Below are 19,622 nucleotides of genomic sequence, written 5' to 3'. Positions count from 1 at the left end.
GGCACACTTCCTTACGGAGTGTGCCTCTTCTGACATCTCTTTTTATTTTTAAAATTTATTTCCATTCAATAAAGTTATAACTGTCCATTATCTGAAAAAACTTTATAAGCCTTTCATATAACGGATGTGATGCTTCACCGAATTTTTCGTCAACTAATTTGCCTATTTCAAAGATACTTCTTTTTCCGTCGGCACAAGTAACCGCAAAACTTCCCTGGCTGTCAAGATGAACATAACTTATTTTTGGTTTTTTAAAGAGTTTCTGCATAAGTCTATTCATAAACCCTTTGTTTTCTATCTGAAGAGTAACAACACCTTCATCACTCACTGTGAATGCAAGTGATGAATGAAGTGTTGGAATTTTATCAAGAAAATTATTATTCATTTATATTTTCTCTTTTCTTTAATAATGAGAATTTAACAAGGCTTAAGATTATAAGAGCAAAGGTTACAAGTGCAAGAATGGTTAAAACATAATCAGGAAGATTTATAAAACCTGAAATATTTATTAAACCGTCTATTCCTGCAACTGCAAATAGCGCAAGAAGAATTCCCACTATACCTTCTCCTGCTATCATACCTGAGCAGAATAAAATACCGTCGTTAACAATATCTTTTTTAACCTTTTCATCCTTTTTCATCTTATCGAAGAAAAGACGAACAAGACCACCCACCATAATACAAGCGTTAAGGTGAACAGGAAGATAGATACCTATTGCAAAAGGAAGGACAGGAATACCTAAAATTTCAATAACAACTGCAATAAGTACACCGATAAGCACAAGTGTCCAAGGAAGGTCTGCATTCATTACTCCCTCAATAATCATTTTCATCAGTGTTGCCTGAGGCGCTGCAAGTTCTTCAGAGCCAAAGCCCCACGCACTGTCAAGAAGATATAATGTTCCTCCTATTGCAAGTGCTGACGCGATAACACCGATAACTTCGCCTATCTGCTGTTTTTTAGGTGTTGAGCCAAGCAGATAACCTGTTTTTAAGTCCTGGGATGTATCCCCTGAAATTGCTGCTACTATACAAATTATAGAGCCTATTGCAATAGCAGCTTGCATACCGTGAGCGCCAACATCGCCTGAAAGTTTTAAAACAAGTGTAGAAATTAAAAGTGTCGCTATTGTCATACCTGATACAGGGTTGTTACTGCTTCCCACAAGTCCTACCATTCTTGAAGAAACGGTTGCAAAGAAGAAACCAAAAATAACCACCATAACAGCGCCAAGAGGAGAAACAGGAATTGCAGGAACTAACCATACAAGTAAAGTAAGTAAAAGTATTGCAATAAGAACAGTTTTCATACTTAAATCTTGCTGGGTTCTTAATGTTGAGCCTTCAGAAGTGCCTTTCATACCTTTAATAGCACCTGCAAAGGTTGAAACAATAAGCGGCAAAGATTTAATAAGACTTATAATACCACCACACGCAAGAGCACCTGCGCCGATATATCTAATATAAGAACTCCATATTCCACTTGCACCGCTTGTTAAATATATTTCTCCGATAGGAGCAGTGCCGGGATAAAGTATAATATTTTCGCCGAAAACAACGATAAGAGGGATAATAACCATCCAGCTTAAAAGTCCGCCCGAGAACATATAAGAAGAAATACGAGGACCGCAGATATAACCAACGCTCATAACTGCAGGATAAATCTGAGTGCCTATTTCTCCGGCAAAACCTTTTACTCTTAATGCAATTTCTCCCGGAACAACTTTTAATCCATCAATAATAAATTTAAATAATGCTGCAAACCCCATACCTGCAAAAACAGTAGTAGCGTTTGCACCACCTTCTTCCCCTGCTAAAAGCACTTCTGCACACGCTGTGCCTTCAGGATAAGGAAGAACATTATGTTCTTTAACTATAAGTGCATTTCTTAAAGGCACCATAAAAAATACCCCAAGAAGTCCGCCTATTAAAGCGATTAAAGTTATTTCTATTACACCCGGTTTATCCATAACCCCTTCTTTTGCCCATAGAAACAATGCAGGAATAGTAAAAATTGCACCTGCTGCAACTGACTCCCCTGCTGAACCTATTGTCTGAACAATGTTACTTTCAAGTATTGAGTTTTTACGCATAATAACGCGTATAACCCCCATTGCTATAACTGCTGCAGGAATTGATGCAGAAACAGTCATACCAACTCTTAAACCCAGATATGCATTGGCAGCACCAAAAATAACTGCAAGAAGTATACCCATTATAATTGAGGTAAGAGTTATTTCAGCAGTTACCTTCTCTGCAGGAACATACGGTTTAAATTCTTTGTTTTCCATACTTTTTCTCCTTTGTTTTTTATTACTTTATTCTTTACATTTTTTTATATATAAATCATTTTTTAGATTATATCATAATTTTAATATATATTCAATATTTTTTAATTACCTTATTATCTCCAGATATTAAAAAAATCTGCAGCAAACGAATTTATCGTTGCTGCAGATTTAATATTTTTAATATAAATTATTGTGCAGTCTTTTTGTTTGTAACAGACTTTATAACAACTAATGTTAAAATTGTAAGAACTATACCTATTGGTAAAACAATCATCCAGTTATTAACAAAACCTGCAAGAATATATGTAATAAATGAAATACCTGCAACTGTTAAAGAATATGGAAGCTGAGTTGAAACGTGGTTGATATGGTCGCACTGAGCACCTGCTGATGACATAATTGTTGTATCAGAGATAGGTGAACAATGGTCGCCACATACAGCACCAGCAAGACATGCAGACATACCGATAATCTGAAGTATGTTACCATCAGGGAAAATAGATAATACTATTGGTATTAAAATACCGAATGTTCCCCAAGATGTACCTGTTGAGAATGCAAGGCCTATTGCAACTAAGAATATTATAGCAGGTAAGAAATTAGCAAAACCTGCTGCGCTTCCTTCCATTAACATTTCAACATACTGTGGCGCGCCAAGTAAGTCTGTAACATTTTTTAAAGATGTTGCAAATGTTAAAATTAAAATAGCAGGAACCATTGCAATAAATCCTTTTGGAATACATTCCATTGCTTCTTTAAATGTAACAGTTTTTCTTAAAACAAAGTAGATTATTGCCAATACTAAAGTTATAATACCACCCATTGGTAAACCAACTGTTGCGTCTGTGTTACCAAATGCATCGATAAAGTTAAGTCCGTCTGTCCACATTCCTCCAACATATAAAAGTGTAAGAATACAGATTACAATAAGAACAGCAACAGGAAGAACAAGGTCTATAACTTTGCCTTTTGAAGAAGGTGCTTCTTCTTTTTCGGCTACATTATTTCCTGTTGTAAATAAATCGCCTTTTTCTATTGCATTGAATTCATGAAGTTTCATTGGACCAAAGTCAAACTTCATTAATGTAATTGCAATAATAAATACGAATGTTAAAAGAGAATAGAAGTTATAAGGAATAGCCTGAATAAATAAAGACAATCCCTGACCTTCAGGAGCATAACTTGAAACTGCTGCTGCCCATGATGAAATAGGAGCAATCATACAAACAGGTGCTGCAGTAGCATCGATTAGATATGAAAGTTTTGCCCTTGAAATTTTATGTCTGTCTGTAACAGGCTGCATAACTGTACCAACTGTTAAACAGTTAAAGTAGTCATCAATAAAAATAAGAATACCTAAAACAAATGTTGCAAGGGATGCCCCTACTCTTGTTTTGATATTTTTTTCTGCCCATGTACCAAATGCAGCGCTTCCACCTGCTTTATTTATAAGTGCAACCAAAACCCCTAAAACTACAAGGAATATAAATATACCAGCACCACCCTGAACTGCAGGGATAATACCGTCATTTAAAATGTGGTTAACAGTTTGTACCCCATTAAGGTTTGCAGCAAGGAACCCACCAAGAAGAATACCTATAAAAAGTGAAGAATATGCTTCTTTGGTTATAAGCGCAAGACCGATAGCGATAATCGGAGGTGTAAGCGCCATTATAGTTCCAAAATAACGGTTTGGAAGTTCACTGTCGCCATTGTTAACTGCTGTAATACCCCAGATTAAAAGAGCAGCAGCAATTATTACTAACAACAAACCAATAATTTTTTTCTTGTTCATTTGTTTTGTCTCCCCTTTAATGTTTTTAATTTATAATTTTCTTTAAATTATCCACTATCTGATTAACCTCCTGGTCTATCACACGGGATAACTCAAATAAAAATTCATAAGTTTCTTCATCCTTTAAAAGAATGTTTGCAATATGCCTAACCCCTCTTACAAAAGATATATTTAACTCACTTATTTCCTTACGGTACAAAGGACACACTGACCTTCCTCTCGGGTCTATAATAATTTTAAGGTCGCCCTCTATTGTTATGTACGGAAAAAGGGGGAAAATTCTACACGAAAGAGGTCTTTCATTTCTTATGCAATAAGGTTTGCAATATAAAATTTTAGCCTTTTTTCCCATATAGGAAAGGTCGCTTTCTTCTATCTTAAAGTTATCTTTAGATAAGAACATTTCCTCCTCATGAGGAAATAAATACATCCCGAGTTCTTCGCCGTCTGTATCAACGCAACAAGCGTTAGAGCAAAGTTTTCCGCAGTCAGTCTTTAAAGGAGTTCTTTTATTTAATTTTTTATATAAATACCCATAATCCATAATATTGCCTTTTTATAAATTGACTAAAACACAATTTTAAAGTTAAAATCCCCGAACGAAAACGCCCAGGGATTATTTTTTATTTAATTATTTTTCTTTTTTAAATGCTAACCAAGCTGGTGCAGCAATAAAGATTGAAGAGTATGTTCCGGCAAGTAAACCGATAATTAAAGCAAGTGAGAAATCTCTGATTGCGTCAACACCTAAGATATATAAAAGAACTATTGTTATAAGTGTTGTTACAGAAGTGTTAATAGAACGAAGTAATGTCTGGTTAACTGATTTATTAACGATTTCTTTATATGTTTCTTTTCTTGCAAATTTAACATTTTCTCTTACACGGTCAAACACAACGATAGTATCATTGATGGAATAACCGATAATGGTTAATACTGCGGCAATAAATGCTGTGTTAAGAGGCATTCTTAAAATCATATAAGCCGATATGATAATTAAAACGTCATGCGCAAGTGCTATAATTGCAGCCATACCTGATAAAAATTCAAATCTGAATGTGATATAAACAAGCATTAGAGCAATCGCTATTACACAGGCAATAACTGCAGTTTGAGTAAGTTCTTTACCAATAGTAGGAGAAACTGTATCAACAGAAAGTCTTTTAGAATCGTCAAGATTATATTTTGTTTTAATTGCATTCCATAATGATTCAATCTCTTCAGTTGATAAATGTTTAGATTTAATAGTAACCTGATTTGGCTGAGTAATAGATTCCTGAATTGCTGAAGGATCTACACCCAAAGTATCTTTAAAAAGACCTGATAATTCGTCTTTTGAAACACTCTGGCCAAAGTCAACAACCATTTCTGTACCACCGGCAAAGTCAATATCAAGTACAAACCCGCCACTTACAATACCCACGATTACAGCAGCAATAATTATTACTGCAGGAAGAATAAAGAAACGCCATTTTTTATCAACTACATTTAGATTAAACATTTGCTTCACCTTCCTTTGCTTTTTTATTGCTTAATCCGTATAAAGCAGGATTTTTCATATTAAGGTCAAATATTGCTTTAAGTAAGAATCTTGTAAGGATAATTGCAGTAAATAAACTTGCAAGAATACCGATTCCTAATGTAAGAGCAAAACCTTTGATTGTGCCTGTACCGAAAATATAAAGTACAACAGCAACAATAATAGTTGTGATATTAGCATCTATAACTGCTGAAAGCGCTCTGTTAAATCCGGCTCTCATAGCAGCACCGGTTGTTTTACCGATTCTTAATTCGTCTTTAATTCTTTCAAATATGATAACATTAGCATCAACTGCCATACCTATTGAAAGGATAATACCTGCTATACCAGGTAAACTTAAGTTGGCTCTTGTTGCAACCATAACAAGTAAAACAATTACTACATAAGCAGCAAGAGAGATACTTGCAACAAAGCCAGGAAGTCTGTACATAATTATCATAAACAGCATAACAAGTAAAATACCGATAACTGCTGCCAAAATACTTGTTTTAAGAGCGTCATCCCCAAGAGCAGGACCTGCGCTTCTTCTTTCAACTGCGTTTAATTTAAACGGTAACTGACCTTCCTTAATTGTTGTAGCAAGGCTTTTTGCAGTTTCAGCAGTAAAGTCGCCCTGAATTATTGCAGTGTCTGCATTGATTGGCTCTTTAACTGTTGGCTGAGAGAAAATTTCTTCGTCAAGCATAATTGCGATGAAATTTTCGCCCTCTGGTTTAGCGCTCATTTTTGTTGTAGCATTAAAGAATGCTTCCTGAGCGTTTGCATTAAGTTTAAGCTCAACATAATGCTCACTTATACCAGATTCTGATGTAGGCCCGTAAACTGCTTTTGCATCTTTAACATCTTTACCTGTCAATACAACATTTCCTTCTGAATCAACAAATTTAAGTTCTGCAGTAGCACCTAAAATTTTAATTGCTTCGTCAGGATTTTCTATTGTAGGAATTTCTATTAAAACTCTTCTGTCGCCCTGTCTTGAAGCAGTAGCCTCTGTGTAGCCCTCTTTGTCAAGACGTTTATACATAATATCTACAACAGTGCTCATCTGCTCATCAGTAGGTGCAACATCAGACTGTGCTTCGTATACTATAACTGAACCCCCTGATAAGTCAAACCCTAGTCTTATACCATGGTCTTTGTCAAACACACTGTAAAATTCATATGGTATGTTTAACGCTGTTAGTGATAGACCGCTTATTGCAATATAACCGAATAAAACGATAAGCAACAGTACTATCACAATTTTTGAAATGCTCTTTGCCATATCTTTTCCTCCTAATGTTTTGAAAATTTATTTCATTACTAAATTATACCTAATTTTTCAAAATAAGTCAATATAATTTATTTCTTTTCAGACACTTCCAGCCTTAATAATGCCTTTTTTAATTTAATTTCTGCCATTTTTGAATTTTTGTCTTCCAAAAGCCTTTTTTCTGCTTTTATCTTTGCTTTATTTGCACGGTCTGTATCTATATCTTCTGAAAACTCAAATGTTGTGGCAACAATTCTTACATTGTTGTTTAGTACACTTATAAAGCCACCTGCACAAGCACCCACTTTTTCTTTATCGTTTTCTTTTATTTTTATTTTACCCACTTCAATAGGCGCTACATAGTTTGCGTGATTTTTTAAGATACATACATCCCCCGATGTTGTTCTTGCGACAACACTTAAAGCATCGCCTTCATATTCTATTCCGTCTAAGGTTACAATTTTTAAATTAAAAGAATTCACAAAAACACCTACCTTTGTGATTTTGCTTTCTCAACTGCTTCGTCTATTGTGCCTACAAATAAAAATGCAGATTCAGGTAAATTATCGTGTTTACCCTCAATGATTTCTTTAAAACCTCTTACAGTTTCTTTAACCGGCACATATTTTCCTATATAGCCTGTAAACTGCTCTGCAACGGTAAAAGGCTGAGATAAAAATCTCTGTATTTTTCTTGCACGGTTAACTGTTAATTTATCTTCTTCAGACAGTTCTTCCATACCCATAATAGCAATAATATCCTGAAGTTCTTTATATCTTTGAAGAATTCTCTGAACTTCTCTTGCCACTTCGTAATGCTCTATCCCTACAATGTCAGGAGATAGAATTCTTGATGTTGATTCAAGAGGGTCAACTGCAGGATAAATACCTAATGACGCAATATTTCTTGATAAAACAGTGGTTGCGTCAAGGTGGGCAAAAGTTGTAGCAGGGGCAGGGTCGGTAAGGTCATCTGCCGGTACATAAACTGCTTGTACCGAAGTTATTGAACCATTTTTGGTAGATGTAATTCTTTCCTGAAGTGCACCCATTTCAGTTGCAAGAGTTGGCTGATATCCAACTGCTGACGGCATTCTTCCTAAAAGTGCTGAAACTTCACTGCCTGCCTGAGTAAATCTGAATATATTATCTATAAAAAGAAGCACATCCTGCCCTTCTTTATCACGGAAGTATTCTGCCATTGTAAGCCCTGAAAGAGCAACTCTCATTCTTGCTCCCGGCGGCTCATTCATCTGACCGTAAACAAGTGCAGTTTTATCTATAACGCCTGATTCTTTCATTTCATAGTATAAGTCGTTACCCTCACGGGTTCTTTCCCCTACACCTGTGAAAACTGAAATTCCACCGTGCTGTTTTGCAACATTATTTATAAGTTCCTGTATAAGTACGGTTTTACCTACTCCCGCACCACCAAAAAGACCGATTTTCCCACCCTTTGCATACGGTGCAATAAGGTCAACAACCTTAATACCTGTTTCAAGAATTTCGGTTGTACTGTTCTGCTCGTCATAACTTGGTGCAGGGCGATGGATATCCCATCTCTCTGTATCTTCTAACTGAGGCTTATTATCAATAGGCTCGCCAAGCAAGTTAAAAACTCTGCCTAATGTCTTCTCGCCGACAGGCACGGTAATTCCTCTGCCCAAATCGTATGCTTTAGCGCCTCTTTTTAGTCCGTCGGTAGAACTCATTGCGATACATCTTACAACATTATCGCCAAGATGCTGTGCAACTTCGCACACTATTTTTTTATCATTATTTATAACTTCAATAGCATTAAGTAAATTCGGAAGGTCCCCGTTTTCAAATTTTATATCCAGTACAGGACCTATAACTTGAATTACTGAACCTATATTTTTTTCTGCCATTTTTAATCTCCTTTACAGATTATTGGTTTGTTTCTGCGCCTGAAACAATTTCTGTTATTTCCTGAGTAATCGCGGCTTGTCTTGCGCGATTAAATTTTAAAGTTAAGTCATCTATCATTTCCATAGCGTTTTTAGAAGCCGATTCCATAGACATTCTTCTTGCCGCATGTTCACTGGCAAGAGATTCGCAAAGCGCAGCATAAACCACTCCGCTTATATACTGTGGAATAATTTTGTCAAAAACACTCTGTGCAGACGGCTCGTAAATTGTAAGTTGCTCTTTTTCTTTTTTATCTTCGCTTTTGCTTACAAGAGGCAGTATTTCTTCACAAACCACTTCCTGATTTAGCATAGAATTAAACTTTGTATATACGATAAAGAGCCTGTCAAAACTTCCTGATTTAAATTCCTTAGCGAGTTTTGAGCCCATTTCGTAACAATGAGGGACTGCCATATCATCTGCCTCAATATGCATATCAAAAAGGGTTGGAGTTTTAAGCCTTTCATAATATTCAGTTGCTTTTTTGCCGATTGGGTACACAACCGAATCATTTTCACCTAAAATCTTGTCAGCCGCTTTAAATACATTTACATTGTATCCTCCGGCAAGGCCTCTGTCTCCACCGATAACTATCACACAGGTTTTTTTATTTTCTTTAACCGAAAGAAAAGGGGATGAAAAGTCTTTTACATTTGCTTTAATGCCATCTAAGGTATCCATTAAAATTTCAAAAAAAGGTCTGGTTGTTTCAACCTTTATTTTGGCGCGTCTTAACTTAGAGGTAGCAACAAGTTCCATCGCCTTTGTTATCTGGCCTGTATTTTCAACACTTTTTATTCTGTTTTTAATATCTTTCGTGGATGTTGATGCCATAAGATATTACTCCTTTATCTTAACCTTTAAATATTTTTTTAAATTCTTCTATTTTTACAGATAATTTATTCATTGTATCTTCGGTTAAGTCTTTTGATACTCTTATTTCGTTTAAGATATCTTCATTGTGATTTTTCATATATTCAAATAAAGAGTTTTGAAATTCTAAAATATCTTTAACTTCTATATCTTCTAAAAATCCGTTAACAACTGCATAAATTATAACAACCTGCAATTCAACATCTATCGGAGAATTTCTGTCCTGCTTTAATACTTCAACAATTCTTTCGCCCTGTGCAAGTCGTTTCTTAGTGTCATCATCAAGGTCTGAGCCAAACTGCGCAAAGCCCTGAAGTTCTCTGTACTGAGAATAACTTAATTTTAAGGACCCTGAAACTTTTTTCATCGCTTTTATCTGGGCGTTACCACCAACACGGGATACAGATATACCAGGGTTAACAGCAGGTCTTATACCACTGTGGAAAAGTTCTGTTTCTAAAAATATCTGCCCGTCTGTTATAGAGATAACATTGGTTGGAATATAACTTGATACATCCCCTGCCTGAGTTTCAATAATAGGAAGCGCTGTAAGTGAGCCTCCTCCGTATTCCGGCGCAAGTCTTGCGGCACGTTCTAAAAGTCTTGAATGAAGATAGAACACATCGCCAGGGTATGCTTCTCTTCCAGGCGGACGCCTTATAAGTAAGGAAAGCGCTCTGTATGCAACTGCGTGTTTTGATAAATCATCATAAACAACAAGGACATCCTTTCCTTTTTCCATAAAATATTCGCCCATAGCACAGCCTGAATATGGGGCAATATATTGTAAAGGTGCAAGTTCAGACGCAGTAGCAGAAACTACTATTGTATAGTCCATAGCACCGTTTTTTTCAAGTGTATCAACAATCTGGGCAACAGTTGAACGCTTCTGACCTATTGCAACATAAATACAGATAACGTCTTTGCCTTTCTGGTTTATAATAGTATCGGTTGCAATAACAGTTTTACCTGTTTGTCTGTCCCCTATTATAAGTTCTCTCTGACCTCTGCCTATCGGTATCATAGAGTCAATGGCTTTGATACCTGTCTGCAAAGGTACGCTTACTGATTTTCTTTCGATAATGCCCGGAGCATTAGATTCTATCGGCCTTACTTTATCAGTTTGTATCTCGCCTTTTCCGTCAATCGCTTTACCTAAGGCATTTACTACTCTTCCGATTAAACATTCGCCGACAGGAACAGACACAACTTCGCCTGTTCTTTTTACTATGTCTCCCTCTTTAATCCCTTCGTCTGAGCCAAGCATAACCACGCTCACAAAGTTCTCTTCAAGGTTAAGAGCCATTCCGTATTCTCCGTTTGAAAATTCTAAAAGTTCGTTAGACATACAGTCGGTTAAACCGTGAACTTTTGAAATTCCGTCGCCTATCTGGATAACATAGCCTGTTTCACTCTGATTTATTTTATTTTCATAATTTTTTATCTGGTCTTTTATGATTTTGCTGATTTCTTCAGGTTTTAACTGCATTTGCATCACCCTTTCTAAAATATGCTGCCTTTAATCAAATCGCTTAAATTGTCAAGTTTTGTTCTAAGACTTGAGTCATACTGCCAATCGGAAAACTCAACCACTGCTCCGCCTAAAATACTTTTATCAACCTGATTATTTATTATGGCTTCTTTTTTAATCTTTTGTTCTATCTTTTCTTTAAGCCTTAAAATCTGGTCTTCTCTTAGAGGAACACAGGTTATAACTTTCACTCTTTCGATATTGTTATTTTTATCGTATAGTTTTTTATACTCTTTTACGCAGTCTGAAAGTTTATAAAAACATTTCTTTTTAGAGAGTATTTTTAAAAAGTTTTTTACATACAGTGAGCAACCAGAAAATGCATCATCTATAAGCGATACCTTTTTTTCCTGCGAAATGGCAGGTGTGTCCATTAAGTTTATATATTCACGGTTTTTATTTATAACAGAGTCTATAATTTCCAACTCATTTAATATATCTAAAGTTTCGCTTTCCTCTTCGGCAAGCAAATAAAGCGCCTTACCGAATTCTTTTGAAAATTCACTCATTATAAGCCACCCATATTATCAATAAACTCTTCGATAAGTCTTTCATGGTCTTTTTCGTTTATATCTTTTTCAATTATTTTTTCTGCAATAGATGTAGCGATTGCCGACACTTCTTCTTTTAATTCGTTAAGGGCTTCCTTTTTACTGTTTTCAATCTGCTTATCTGCCTTTTTTATAATATCCGATGCTTTATTATTTGCATCTTTTATTATTTCTTCTTCGCGAAGCTGGGCAGTTTTTGTGGCAGATTTTATAATATTATCTGCTTCTTTTTTCGCCTGTGCTAATTTTTCGGCATACTCATCCTTCATATTCAGTGCATCTTTTTTTAAATTCTCTGCATCCGAAATGTTTTTTTCTATCTCTTTTTGCCTTGCATCAATAACTTTTTTAACAGGCACAAAAAGAAATTTCTTCATAAGAAGAAAAAGTATAAGCAGGTTGCCCCATGTCATAATCATTGTCCAGACATCTATGGTTACAAAGGATAAAAATTCATCCATGACATATACCTTTCTAAACTTTAGTTTTTATAATAGTCCAACAAGAGGGTTAGCAAATAAAAGAATAATTGCTACAACAAGGCTGTAAATACCTGTTGATTCTGCTACTGCACAACCAAAAAGCATTGTAGATGTAACATCCCCTTTTGCTTCAGGCTGTCTGCCTACTGCTTCACACGCTTTACCTGCGGCAAACCCCTGACCGATACCAGGCCCTATACCTGCAAACATTGCAAGACCTGCACCAATTGCTGATGCTCCTAATACGATTGCTTTTGCTAATAATTCGTTCATAATATTTACTCCTTTATATTTAATCTGATGATGTATTCGAAAGATTTACCATAGTAAGCATACATATAATAAATGCCTGAAGAAAACTTCCGAATAAATCAAAATAAATGGACAAAAGTGCAGGTATACCTAACTGGAAGATAGGTATACTGTTTATAAATGTGTTTGGTATAAAACTTAAGACTGTCTGACTGAGTGTTGCCAAACCTCCATATACCAAAGAGGTTATTACCATACCTGTTGCAATATTCCCGAAATGACGAAATGACATTGAAATAGGGTTTGCTATTTCCCCTATAATATTTATCGGAAGAATAAAAGGCACAGGCTCGGCAAATCCTTTAAGCCACCCTTTAAAGCCATTTGCTTTAATAGAGAATACCCAGACCATAACAGATGTCAGCACTGCCCAGGATAGGGTTGTGCTAAGGTCTGCTGTGTACGGTCTTAACCCGAAAAGACTTGAAAGGCTGCCTGTAATCGACATGGTAAAAAGCGCTCCTATATAAGGTGCAAAGGAAGAAAATTTCTTCCCCATAGTTTCTTCCACAAGATTATAGAGCATACCGACAAGTTTCTCTGCAACAATCTGCTTTTTGCTTTCAGGCCTTATTTTAAGCCCATATCCAAGCCAGATACTTATGACTATAACAACTGCCATAACTATCCAGCAGTTAACAATAGTTTCTGTAACAGGGATTCCTCCGAATATGGGAATTCTAAATATTATTTTCGGCCCATTCATTCTTTGGCATCCTCCTTCTTCTTAAACATATTAGTAAGTGTAATTATAATTCTTGGAAAGAGAAATGGAATTGCAGTTGCAATATAATTAAAATACTTTGGATTTCTTATTGCAACAATGATTGTTACTGCTATTAAAATCATCCTTAACCCGTAGGTACCGGATATATAGGCTTTCGCTTTATTAACATCTTTTTCTACTGCTTTTCCGACACAGTATGCAAGAAAAGAGTAGTTTAGCATACATACCAAATATCCTAAACACAGGCCGAATATAACCTGATAGGAAAAATAACCCAAAACTAAAAACGAAACGGCAGTTATAACGCACATTATGACAAGTCCTATTGCCATTTTCCCTACTTCTTTAAGCAAATTTTTTTCAATCATTATAATAAACTCCGATACTTTCTAAGAATTTAAAACTTATTTTGTAACTTTTAATAAAAATTTTATCATACTTATAAAGCCTGATACAGCACCAATAACTATGGAAATTACTAAAACATAGTTGGGACACCCAAAATGTGTGGTTAATGCTCTGCCTATAATAAGACAGGCAATAATAGGAGAAATAACCGTTAACCCCACCTGAGTAAAACTAACAAGTGCCTTACCTATTTTTTTATTATTACCCATTGAACTTTTCAATAATGGCATCACAAATTCTCATTGACGCAAAACCGTCGCCATACGGGTTAACTGCTTTTGCCATTTTATCATAACTTTCTTTATTATCAAGAAGGTCTTTTGCCATAGAAATTATATTTTCCTCGATAACCCCTGCAATTTTAACAGTACCCGCTTCTACTGCTTCAGGTCTTTCTGTTTCGTTTCTTAAAACTAATACAGGTTTTCCAAGTGATGGTGCTTCTTCCTGAAGTCCGCCTGAATCTGTCATAATCATATATGATTTATTCATAAGATTATGAAGTTCGCAAACGTCAACAGGGTCGATTAAGTGAACATTTTTAACATCTTTTAAATATTTATTTGCTGTTTCTCTTACAAGAGGGTTAAGATGCATAGGATATATAATTTCAACTTCACCTAAATATTCTTTTGCAATTTTACAAAGAGCAGAACAGATGTTTTCAAGAGGTTCGCCTAAATTTTCTCTTCTGTGGGCTGTAACAACAATTACTTTTTTAGAAAAGTCAACTTTGTTTATTGCTTCTGTTTCAAAAACGTAGTCTTCTTTAACTGTTGTTTTAAGCGCATCAATTACAGTGTTACCTGTAATATAAATATCTTCTTCTTTTACTGCTTCTTTTATAAGATTATTTTTATTATTTACAGTAGGAGCAAAATGCATATCTGAAATTGCACCTGTAAGTTTTCTGTTCATTTCCTCTGGGAACGGAGAATATTTATCATATGTTCTAAGCCCTGCTTCAACATGCCCTACGCTAACCTGATTGTAAAATGCGGCAAGTGCACCTGCAAAAGTTGTAGAAGTATCCCCGTGAACAAGAACTATATCAGGCTCTGCCTCTTTTATAACATCGTCTAACCCTTTTATTGCTCTTAGGGTTATATCTGTAAGAGTCTGCCTGTCTTTCATTATATTTAAATCATAATCTGGCTTAATATCAAATATTTCAAGAACCTGGTCAAGCATCTGCCTGTGCTGTGCAGTAACTGCAACAATGCTTTCTAACTCTTCTCTTGATTCTATTTCCTTTACAAGCGGAGCCATTTTAATTGCTTCCGGTCTTGTTCCGAATACTGTCATAACTTTAATTTTCTTCATCGTTACCACTCTCCTCTTTGGTTAACTCTTCCATATAGCGTTTAGCAATATTTTTATTTGTTTTATAAAGGTTAATGCAAACAGCAAGGAATATCATAACAACTATTAACACTAACGCTCTGTTTATCCCCTCTGATATTAAAAGAATTGCTGTGATAGATAAAAGGGCACTGTAAGTAGACATAATAGTAACTGTTTCTTTCTGTGAAAAGCCCATATCTACCAGTCTGTGATGAAGATGTCCCCTGTCTGCACTCATTATTCCCTTTCCTGTACATAGCCTTCTTATTATTGCAAAAGAAGTGTCAAATATAGGTATTGCAAGAACAATTACAGGAACAATATATGTCATAACCGAATAACCTATGAAGAATGTTTCGATTGACAGGGTGGATAAAATATAGCCTAAAAATAATGCTCCCGAGTCCCCCATGAAGATACGCGCAGGATAACTGTTATAAGGAAGAAAACCTGAACACGCCCCTGCAACTGCCATAAACACAACTGCCATATCTGATCTGCCTGTCAGTAAACTTATAAATACCAAAGCAAATGACGATATTCTTGATATACTTGCAGCAAGACCGTCTAACCCGTCTATAAGATTAATAGCATTTGTAACTGCTATTATCCACAAGAAAGTAACTATAATGGAAAACCATTCGATAATAACAGGGTTATCAACAAAAGACAGAAGTTGATTAAGAGCATGAATACGCACGCCTGATGCTATTACAAGAGCTGCAGCAAGTACCTGACCTAAAAGTTTAAGCAATGCTCTTATTGCGTATTTATCGTCTATTATCCCTGTTATAACAATTATCAGTGAACCTGATAAAATTCCTAATAATTTTATATCAATAACAGGTGTAAAACATACAACACTGACTATAAAGCCTATATATATTGCAACGCCGCCCCATCTTGGGATAGGTTTAGAGTGCATTCTTCTTTCGTCCTTGGGAATATCTACTGCATCCGTTTTAAAAGCGAGAACTCTCACTATCGGAACTGTTGCAAAGGCAACAAAATATGCCAGTGCAAAACTGAAAATAATATTATAATCTAACATTTTTATCTCCTGTAAACTTAAAGTATGGTTTATTTACTTATAATTTATCAACAAAACCCATTTTTCTGTATACTTTTCTCATTGTTTTAGACGCAATGTATGATGCTTTTTCTGCACCTTCTTTGTATACAGACTGAAGATAATCTTTATTTTTTAAGTAGTCTTTATATTTTTCTCTTACCGGATTTAACTCGTCAATTACACATTCGGCAACAGCATTTTTAAAATCTCCGTAACCTTTACCGATAAATTCATTTTCTATTTCATCAAATGATTTACCTGTAAACACGCTCATAATACTCATAAGATTTTCAATGCCTTCTTTGCCTTCCCCTCTTCTTACTTCGCTTCCCGAGTCGGTAACTGCTCTTTTAAACTTTCTTAAGATAACATCAGGCTCATCGATAACCGAAACATATGCATTAACATTTTCATCCGATTTTGACATTTTCTTAAGAGGGTCTGATAATGATGTTATTTTAGCCCCTACTTTAGGAATATAAGGTTCAGGAACAGTAAATAAATCGCCGAACTGATGATTGAATCTTTCTGCCAAATTTCTTGTAAGTTCAAGATGCTGTTTCTGGTCAATACCGATTGGCACAAGGTCTGCCTGATAAAGAAGAATATCTGCTGCCATAAGCACAGGATAGGTAAAAAGACCTGCTCCGATATTGGCATCCTGCTTATTTTTTGTTTTATCTTTAAACTGAGTCATTCTTGAAAGTTCGCCCATATATGTTATGGTGTTAAGCGCCCATGAAAGTTCAGCGTGTTGAGGCACATGAGACTGAAAGAACAAAGTGCTTTTTTTCGGGTCTAACCCACAGGCAAGATAAAGTGCTAAAAATTCAATACATCTTTGCCTTAACTTAACAGGGTCTTGTCTAACTGTAATTGTATGAAGGTCTGCCATCATATAAAGGCAGTTATAATCTTCCTGCATTTTAGTCCAGTTCTTTACTGCACCAATATAATTACCGATAGTCATAACCCCTGATGGCTGAATACCGCTTAGTATAGTTTTTTTCGTTTCCATTTTTTCATTCCTTTAATTTACAAAGTTTTTAATAATTCTGCTAATATTTTAATTCCTTTTACAATGCTTTCATCATCCATTGTGGAATAATTAAGCCTGAATGAACTTGTTTTCTCATCCACATCTGTCATAAAATTACAACCTGGAACAAATGCTACTTTTCTTTTTATAGACTCTATAACAAGTTCTTTTGTGTCTACATCTTTATTTACCTTACAATAAATGAAAAGTCCGCCTTCGGGTCTTGTATATGTAACAAATGAAGGGAATTCTTCGTCCATAGTCTTAAGCATAAGAGAACATTTCTTTTTATACACATTTTTACAAAGGTCAAGGTGCTCTTCAAAATCATACTTTTCAAGCCACTCATCTGCAAGAATCTGAGAAAAGATATTTGTATGAACATCGTTTACCTGTTTTAGAACAACCATTTTTTCAATAAGTTTTTTATTTGCACACACAAAACCTATTCTTAACCCAGGGGATAAAACCTTTGAGAATGAGCCACAGTATAAAACTGTGTCCCCGTCTTCGTCAAGCGATTTTATTGTAGGAACATCCTCGCCTGAAAATCTTAATTCTCCGTACGGATTATCTTCTATAATTAAAACATTATGTTTTTTACATATTCTTAAAATTTCTATTCTCTTTTCTAAAGAGGTTGTAACACCCATCGGGTTTTGAAAAGTAGGGATAATGTATAATATTTTAATATTTTTGTTTTCTTCTAATGTTTTTTCAAGTTCTTTTGTATTAAGTCCGTCTTCTTCAAGGGTAATTCCGTATAACTTTGCTTCATATGTTCTAAAGCAGTTAAGCGCACCTATGAAACTTGGGACTTCACACGCAATACCGTCATCAGGGTTTATTACGGCTTTTGTGCCTAAGTCAATACCCTGCTGACCGCCTGTTGTTATTATTACTTTATCTTTGTCTTTTAGTATATTTTGTTTTTTAAGCCTTTGGGATACTTTATTTACAAGTGGTGCATAGCCTTCTGTAACACTGTACTGAAGACATTTTGCAGGACTATCCACAAGAACTCTTGCTGCAATTTCTTTTAATTTATCTGCAGGAAATGTATCAGGCGAAGGGTTGCCCCCTGCAAATGAAATAATTGAAGGGTCCCCCATCAATTTAAACATTTCTCTGATTGCCGAACCTTTTACTCCGTCCATTCTGTTTGCAAAATTTATTTCCATATTTTCTACCTCATTTTTCCAGAACTTATACACCATAAAGTATAACACACAAAACTTTACTTGACAATATTTTTATTATATTTTAATATAAATATAAGTAAATTATAAGGAGAATTACATATGAGGGTTATATTGGATGCATTCGGCGGGGATAACTCGCCGTTGGAAATTATAAAAGGGGCAGCCTGGGCAATTAAAGAATCGGATGTTGAGGTTATACTTTGCGGCGATGAAGATAAAATAAAAGATGTTATGGAAAAAGAAAATATTTCGTCAGAGCGTATAACTATCAAGCATTGTACTGAAGTTATAAATGGGGATGACGACCCTATAAAAGCAGTTAAAACAAAGAAAGATTCTTCCATTATTGTAGGTCTTAATCTTTTAAAAGACGATGAAGGCGATGTATTTATAAGTGCAGGAAACACCGGTGCTGTATTTACTGCTGCAAACCTTATAATAAAGAGAATCAAGGGAATTAAAAGGTCGGCTCTTGCAATATATCTGCCAAGTGAAAATGGACCGAAACTTATGCTTGATGCAGGTGCAAACGTTACTCTCTCTCCTGAATATTTAAATCAGATGGCTATGATGGGATCCTTGTACTTTAAAACCGATATGAAAAAAGATGATGCTAAAGTCGGTCTTATAAATATTGGAATTGAAGAAACAAAAGGAACAGAAACATTAGTTGAAGCATATAAAATTTTAAAGGAAAATAAGGATATTAACTTTAAAGGTAACTGTGAACCAAGATATATTTTAAGCGGAGATTTTGATGTTCTTGTGTGCGACGGTTTTACAGGAAATGTAATGATAAAAACCCTTGAGGGAGTATCAAAAACTATTATGAGCGGTATAAAAAAGGTTATGACAAAAAATATCATCACCAAATTATGCTCACTTTCAATTAAGGGCGGACTAAGCGAATTTAAAAAGCAGTTTGACTATAAAGAGTATGGCGGAACACCTATTATAGGCCTTAAAAAGCCTGTTATAAAGGCTCACGGAAGTTCTGATAAAAAGGCTATTAAAAATGCTATCTTAAATTGTCTCTCCTATGTAGAGTCGGACATTATTTTTGAAATTGAAGAAAAAATCAATAAAGAATAAAAAAATATTGACATAAAAATATTTTTATAATAATATATGTAATGCAGTAGTACTCGAACACCATATGGTTTTAAAATATAAATTATGTTTCATATTGCAGAAATCTCTTCAGATATACAAAAGTATTATCCTTGATATTTCTTTATCTGAAACAAAATTTCTTGTTTTAAAACTCTTCGACCT

General features: G+C 35.1%; 21 protein-coding genes. 1 reads left to right on the top strand and 20 read right to left on the bottom strand.

From position 1 onward, the window contains the following. Positions 1-55: 55 nt before the first annotated feature. The 20 genes from IKZ35_01650 to IKZ35_01555 form a co-directional block, all read right to left on the bottom strand. Positions 56-385, bottom strand: coding sequence for a PqqD family protein (locus tag IKZ35_01650; GenBank protein ID MBR4892670.1), 330 nt, complete (start codon positions 383-385; stop codon positions 56-58). Continuing rightward, positions 378-2,291: an oligopeptide transporter, OPT family gene (locus tag IKZ35_01645; protein ID MBR4892669.1), complete on the bottom strand. Its 1,914-nt coding sequence runs from the start codon at positions 2,289-2,291 to the stop codon at positions 378-380. The genes IKZ35_01650 and IKZ35_01645 overlap by 8 nt, the downstream gene beginning before the upstream one ends. Before the next feature lie 187 nt (positions 2,292-2,478). Further along, positions 2,479-4,086, bottom strand: coding sequence for a Na+/H+ antiporter NhaC family protein (locus tag IKZ35_01640; GenBank protein ID MBR4892668.1), 1,608 nt, complete (start codon positions 4,084-4,086; stop codon positions 2,479-2,481). 25 nt (positions 4,087-4,111) lie between these two features. Beyond that, entirely contained in the window at positions 4,112-4,630 is a 519-nt protein-coding gene (locus tag IKZ35_01635) for a hypothetical protein (protein MBR4892667.1), read from the bottom strand. An 87-nt stretch (positions 4,631-4,717) separates the two neighbouring features. Further along, positions 4,718-5,587, bottom strand: coding sequence for a protein translocase subunit SecF (secF, locus tag IKZ35_01630; protein MBR4892666.1), 870 nt, complete (start codon positions 5,585-5,587; stop codon positions 4,718-4,720). Then, positions 5,580-6,890 (bottom strand): protein translocase subunit SecD, encoded by a 1,311-nt coding sequence (gene secD, locus IKZ35_01625; protein MBR4892665.1) that lies wholly within the window; start codon positions 6,888-6,890, stop codon positions 5,580-5,582. Before secD ends, secF begins: the two co-directional genes overlap by 8 nt. A gap of 77 nt (positions 6,891-6,967) precedes the next feature. Further along, positions 6,968-7,360, bottom strand: coding sequence for an ATP synthase F1 subunit epsilon (gene atpC / locus IKZ35_01620; protein ID MBR4892664.1), 393 nt, complete (start codon positions 7,358-7,360; stop codon positions 6,968-6,970). Between the two features lie 8 nt (positions 7,361-7,368). After that, the gene (gene atpD, locus IKZ35_01615; GenBank protein ID MBR4892663.1) at positions 7,369-8,766 is read right to left on the bottom strand and encodes a F0F1 ATP synthase subunit beta; all 1,398 of its coding nucleotides are present in this window, start codon (positions 8,764-8,766) and stop codon (positions 7,369-7,371) included. Between the two features lie 19 nt (positions 8,767-8,785). Then, positions 8,786-9,640, bottom strand: coding sequence for an ATP synthase F1 subunit gamma (atpG, locus tag IKZ35_01610; GenBank protein MBR4892662.1), 855 nt, complete (start codon positions 9,638-9,640; stop codon positions 8,786-8,788). Positions 9,641-9,659: 19 nt separating this feature from the next. Then, complete coding sequence (gene atpA, locus IKZ35_01605) at positions 9,660-11,168, bottom strand: F0F1 ATP synthase subunit alpha (GenBank protein ID MBR4892661.1); 1,509 nt, start codon at positions 11,166-11,168, stop codon at positions 9,660-9,662. A gap of 14 nt (positions 11,169-11,182) precedes the next feature. Then, the gene (gene atpH, locus IKZ35_01600; GenBank protein MBR4892660.1) at positions 11,183-11,719 is read right to left on the bottom strand and encodes an ATP synthase F1 subunit delta; all 537 of its coding nucleotides are present in this window, start codon (positions 11,717-11,719) and stop codon (positions 11,183-11,185) included. Then, a complete protein-coding gene (gene atpF, locus IKZ35_01595) occupies positions 11,719-12,222 on the bottom strand; it encodes a F0F1 ATP synthase subunit B (GenBank protein MBR4892659.1) in 504 nt (167 codons plus the stop codon). Before atpF ends, atpH begins: the two co-directional genes overlap by 1 nt. Before the next feature lie 27 nt (positions 12,223-12,249). Beyond that, the gene (atpE, locus tag IKZ35_01590; protein ID MBR4892658.1) at positions 12,250-12,516 is read right to left on the bottom strand and encodes an ATP synthase F0 subunit C; all 267 of its coding nucleotides are present in this window, start codon (positions 12,514-12,516) and stop codon (positions 12,250-12,252) included. A gap of 19 nt (positions 12,517-12,535) precedes the next feature. Continuing rightward, positions 12,536-13,261: a F0F1 ATP synthase subunit A gene (locus tag IKZ35_01585; GenBank protein MBR4892657.1), complete on the bottom strand. Its 726-nt coding sequence runs from the start codon at positions 13,259-13,261 to the stop codon at positions 12,536-12,538. Beyond that, on the bottom strand, positions 13,258-13,650 hold the full coding sequence (locus tag IKZ35_01580) for an ATP synthase subunit I (protein MBR4892656.1): 393 nt from the start codon (positions 13,648-13,650) through the stop codon (positions 13,258-13,260). The genes IKZ35_01585 and IKZ35_01580 overlap by 4 nt, the downstream gene beginning before the upstream one ends. Positions 13,651-13,686: 36 nt before the next feature. After that, entirely contained in the window at positions 13,687-13,920 is a 234-nt protein-coding gene (locus IKZ35_01575) for an AtpZ/AtpI family protein (GenBank protein MBR4892655.1), read from the bottom strand. Beyond that, positions 13,892-15,013, bottom strand: coding sequence for a UDP-N-acetylglucosamine 2-epimerase (non-hydrolyzing) (gene wecB, locus IKZ35_01570; GenBank protein MBR4892654.1), 1,122 nt, complete (start codon positions 15,011-15,013; stop codon positions 13,892-13,894). Before wecB ends, IKZ35_01575 begins: the two co-directional genes overlap by 29 nt. Then, the gene (locus tag IKZ35_01565) at positions 15,000-16,085 is read right to left on the bottom strand and encodes an undecaprenyl/decaprenyl-phosphate alpha-N-acetylglucosaminyl 1-phosphate transferase (protein ID MBR4892653.1); all 1,086 of its coding nucleotides are present in this window, start codon (positions 16,083-16,085) and stop codon (positions 15,000-15,002) included. Before IKZ35_01565 ends, wecB begins: the two co-directional genes overlap by 14 nt. 37 nt (positions 16,086-16,122) lie before the next feature. Next, positions 16,123-17,124 carry a tryptophan--tRNA ligase gene (gene trpS / locus IKZ35_01560; GenBank protein MBR4892652.1) on the bottom strand — a complete coding sequence of 334 codons (1,002 nt, stop codon included), beginning with the start codon at positions 17,122-17,124 and terminating at the stop codon, positions 16,123-16,125. Between the two features lie 17 nt (positions 17,125-17,141). Next, positions 17,142-18,326, bottom strand: a complete 1,185-nt coding sequence (locus IKZ35_01555; GenBank protein MBR4892651.1) for a PLP-dependent aminotransferase family protein — start codon at positions 18,324-18,326, stop codon at positions 17,142-17,144. 120 nt (positions 18,327-18,446) lie between these two features. Here IKZ35_01555 and plsX point away from each other — a divergent pair, with 120 nt between their 5' ends. Continuing rightward, entirely contained in the window at positions 18,447-19,439 is a 993-nt protein-coding gene (gene plsX, locus IKZ35_01550) for a phosphate acyltransferase PlsX (GenBank protein ID MBR4892650.1), read from the top strand. Positions 19,440-19,622: the final 183 nt, after the last annotated feature.

The organism is Clostridia bacterium (assembly GCA_017554615.1).
Taxonomy (GTDB): domain Bacteria; phylum Bacillota; class Clostridia; order UMGS1840; family HGM11507; genus SIG450.
The sequence above is the reverse complement of the archived record's forward strand: the minus strand, read 5'-3'. Positions and strand labels throughout refer to the sequence as shown.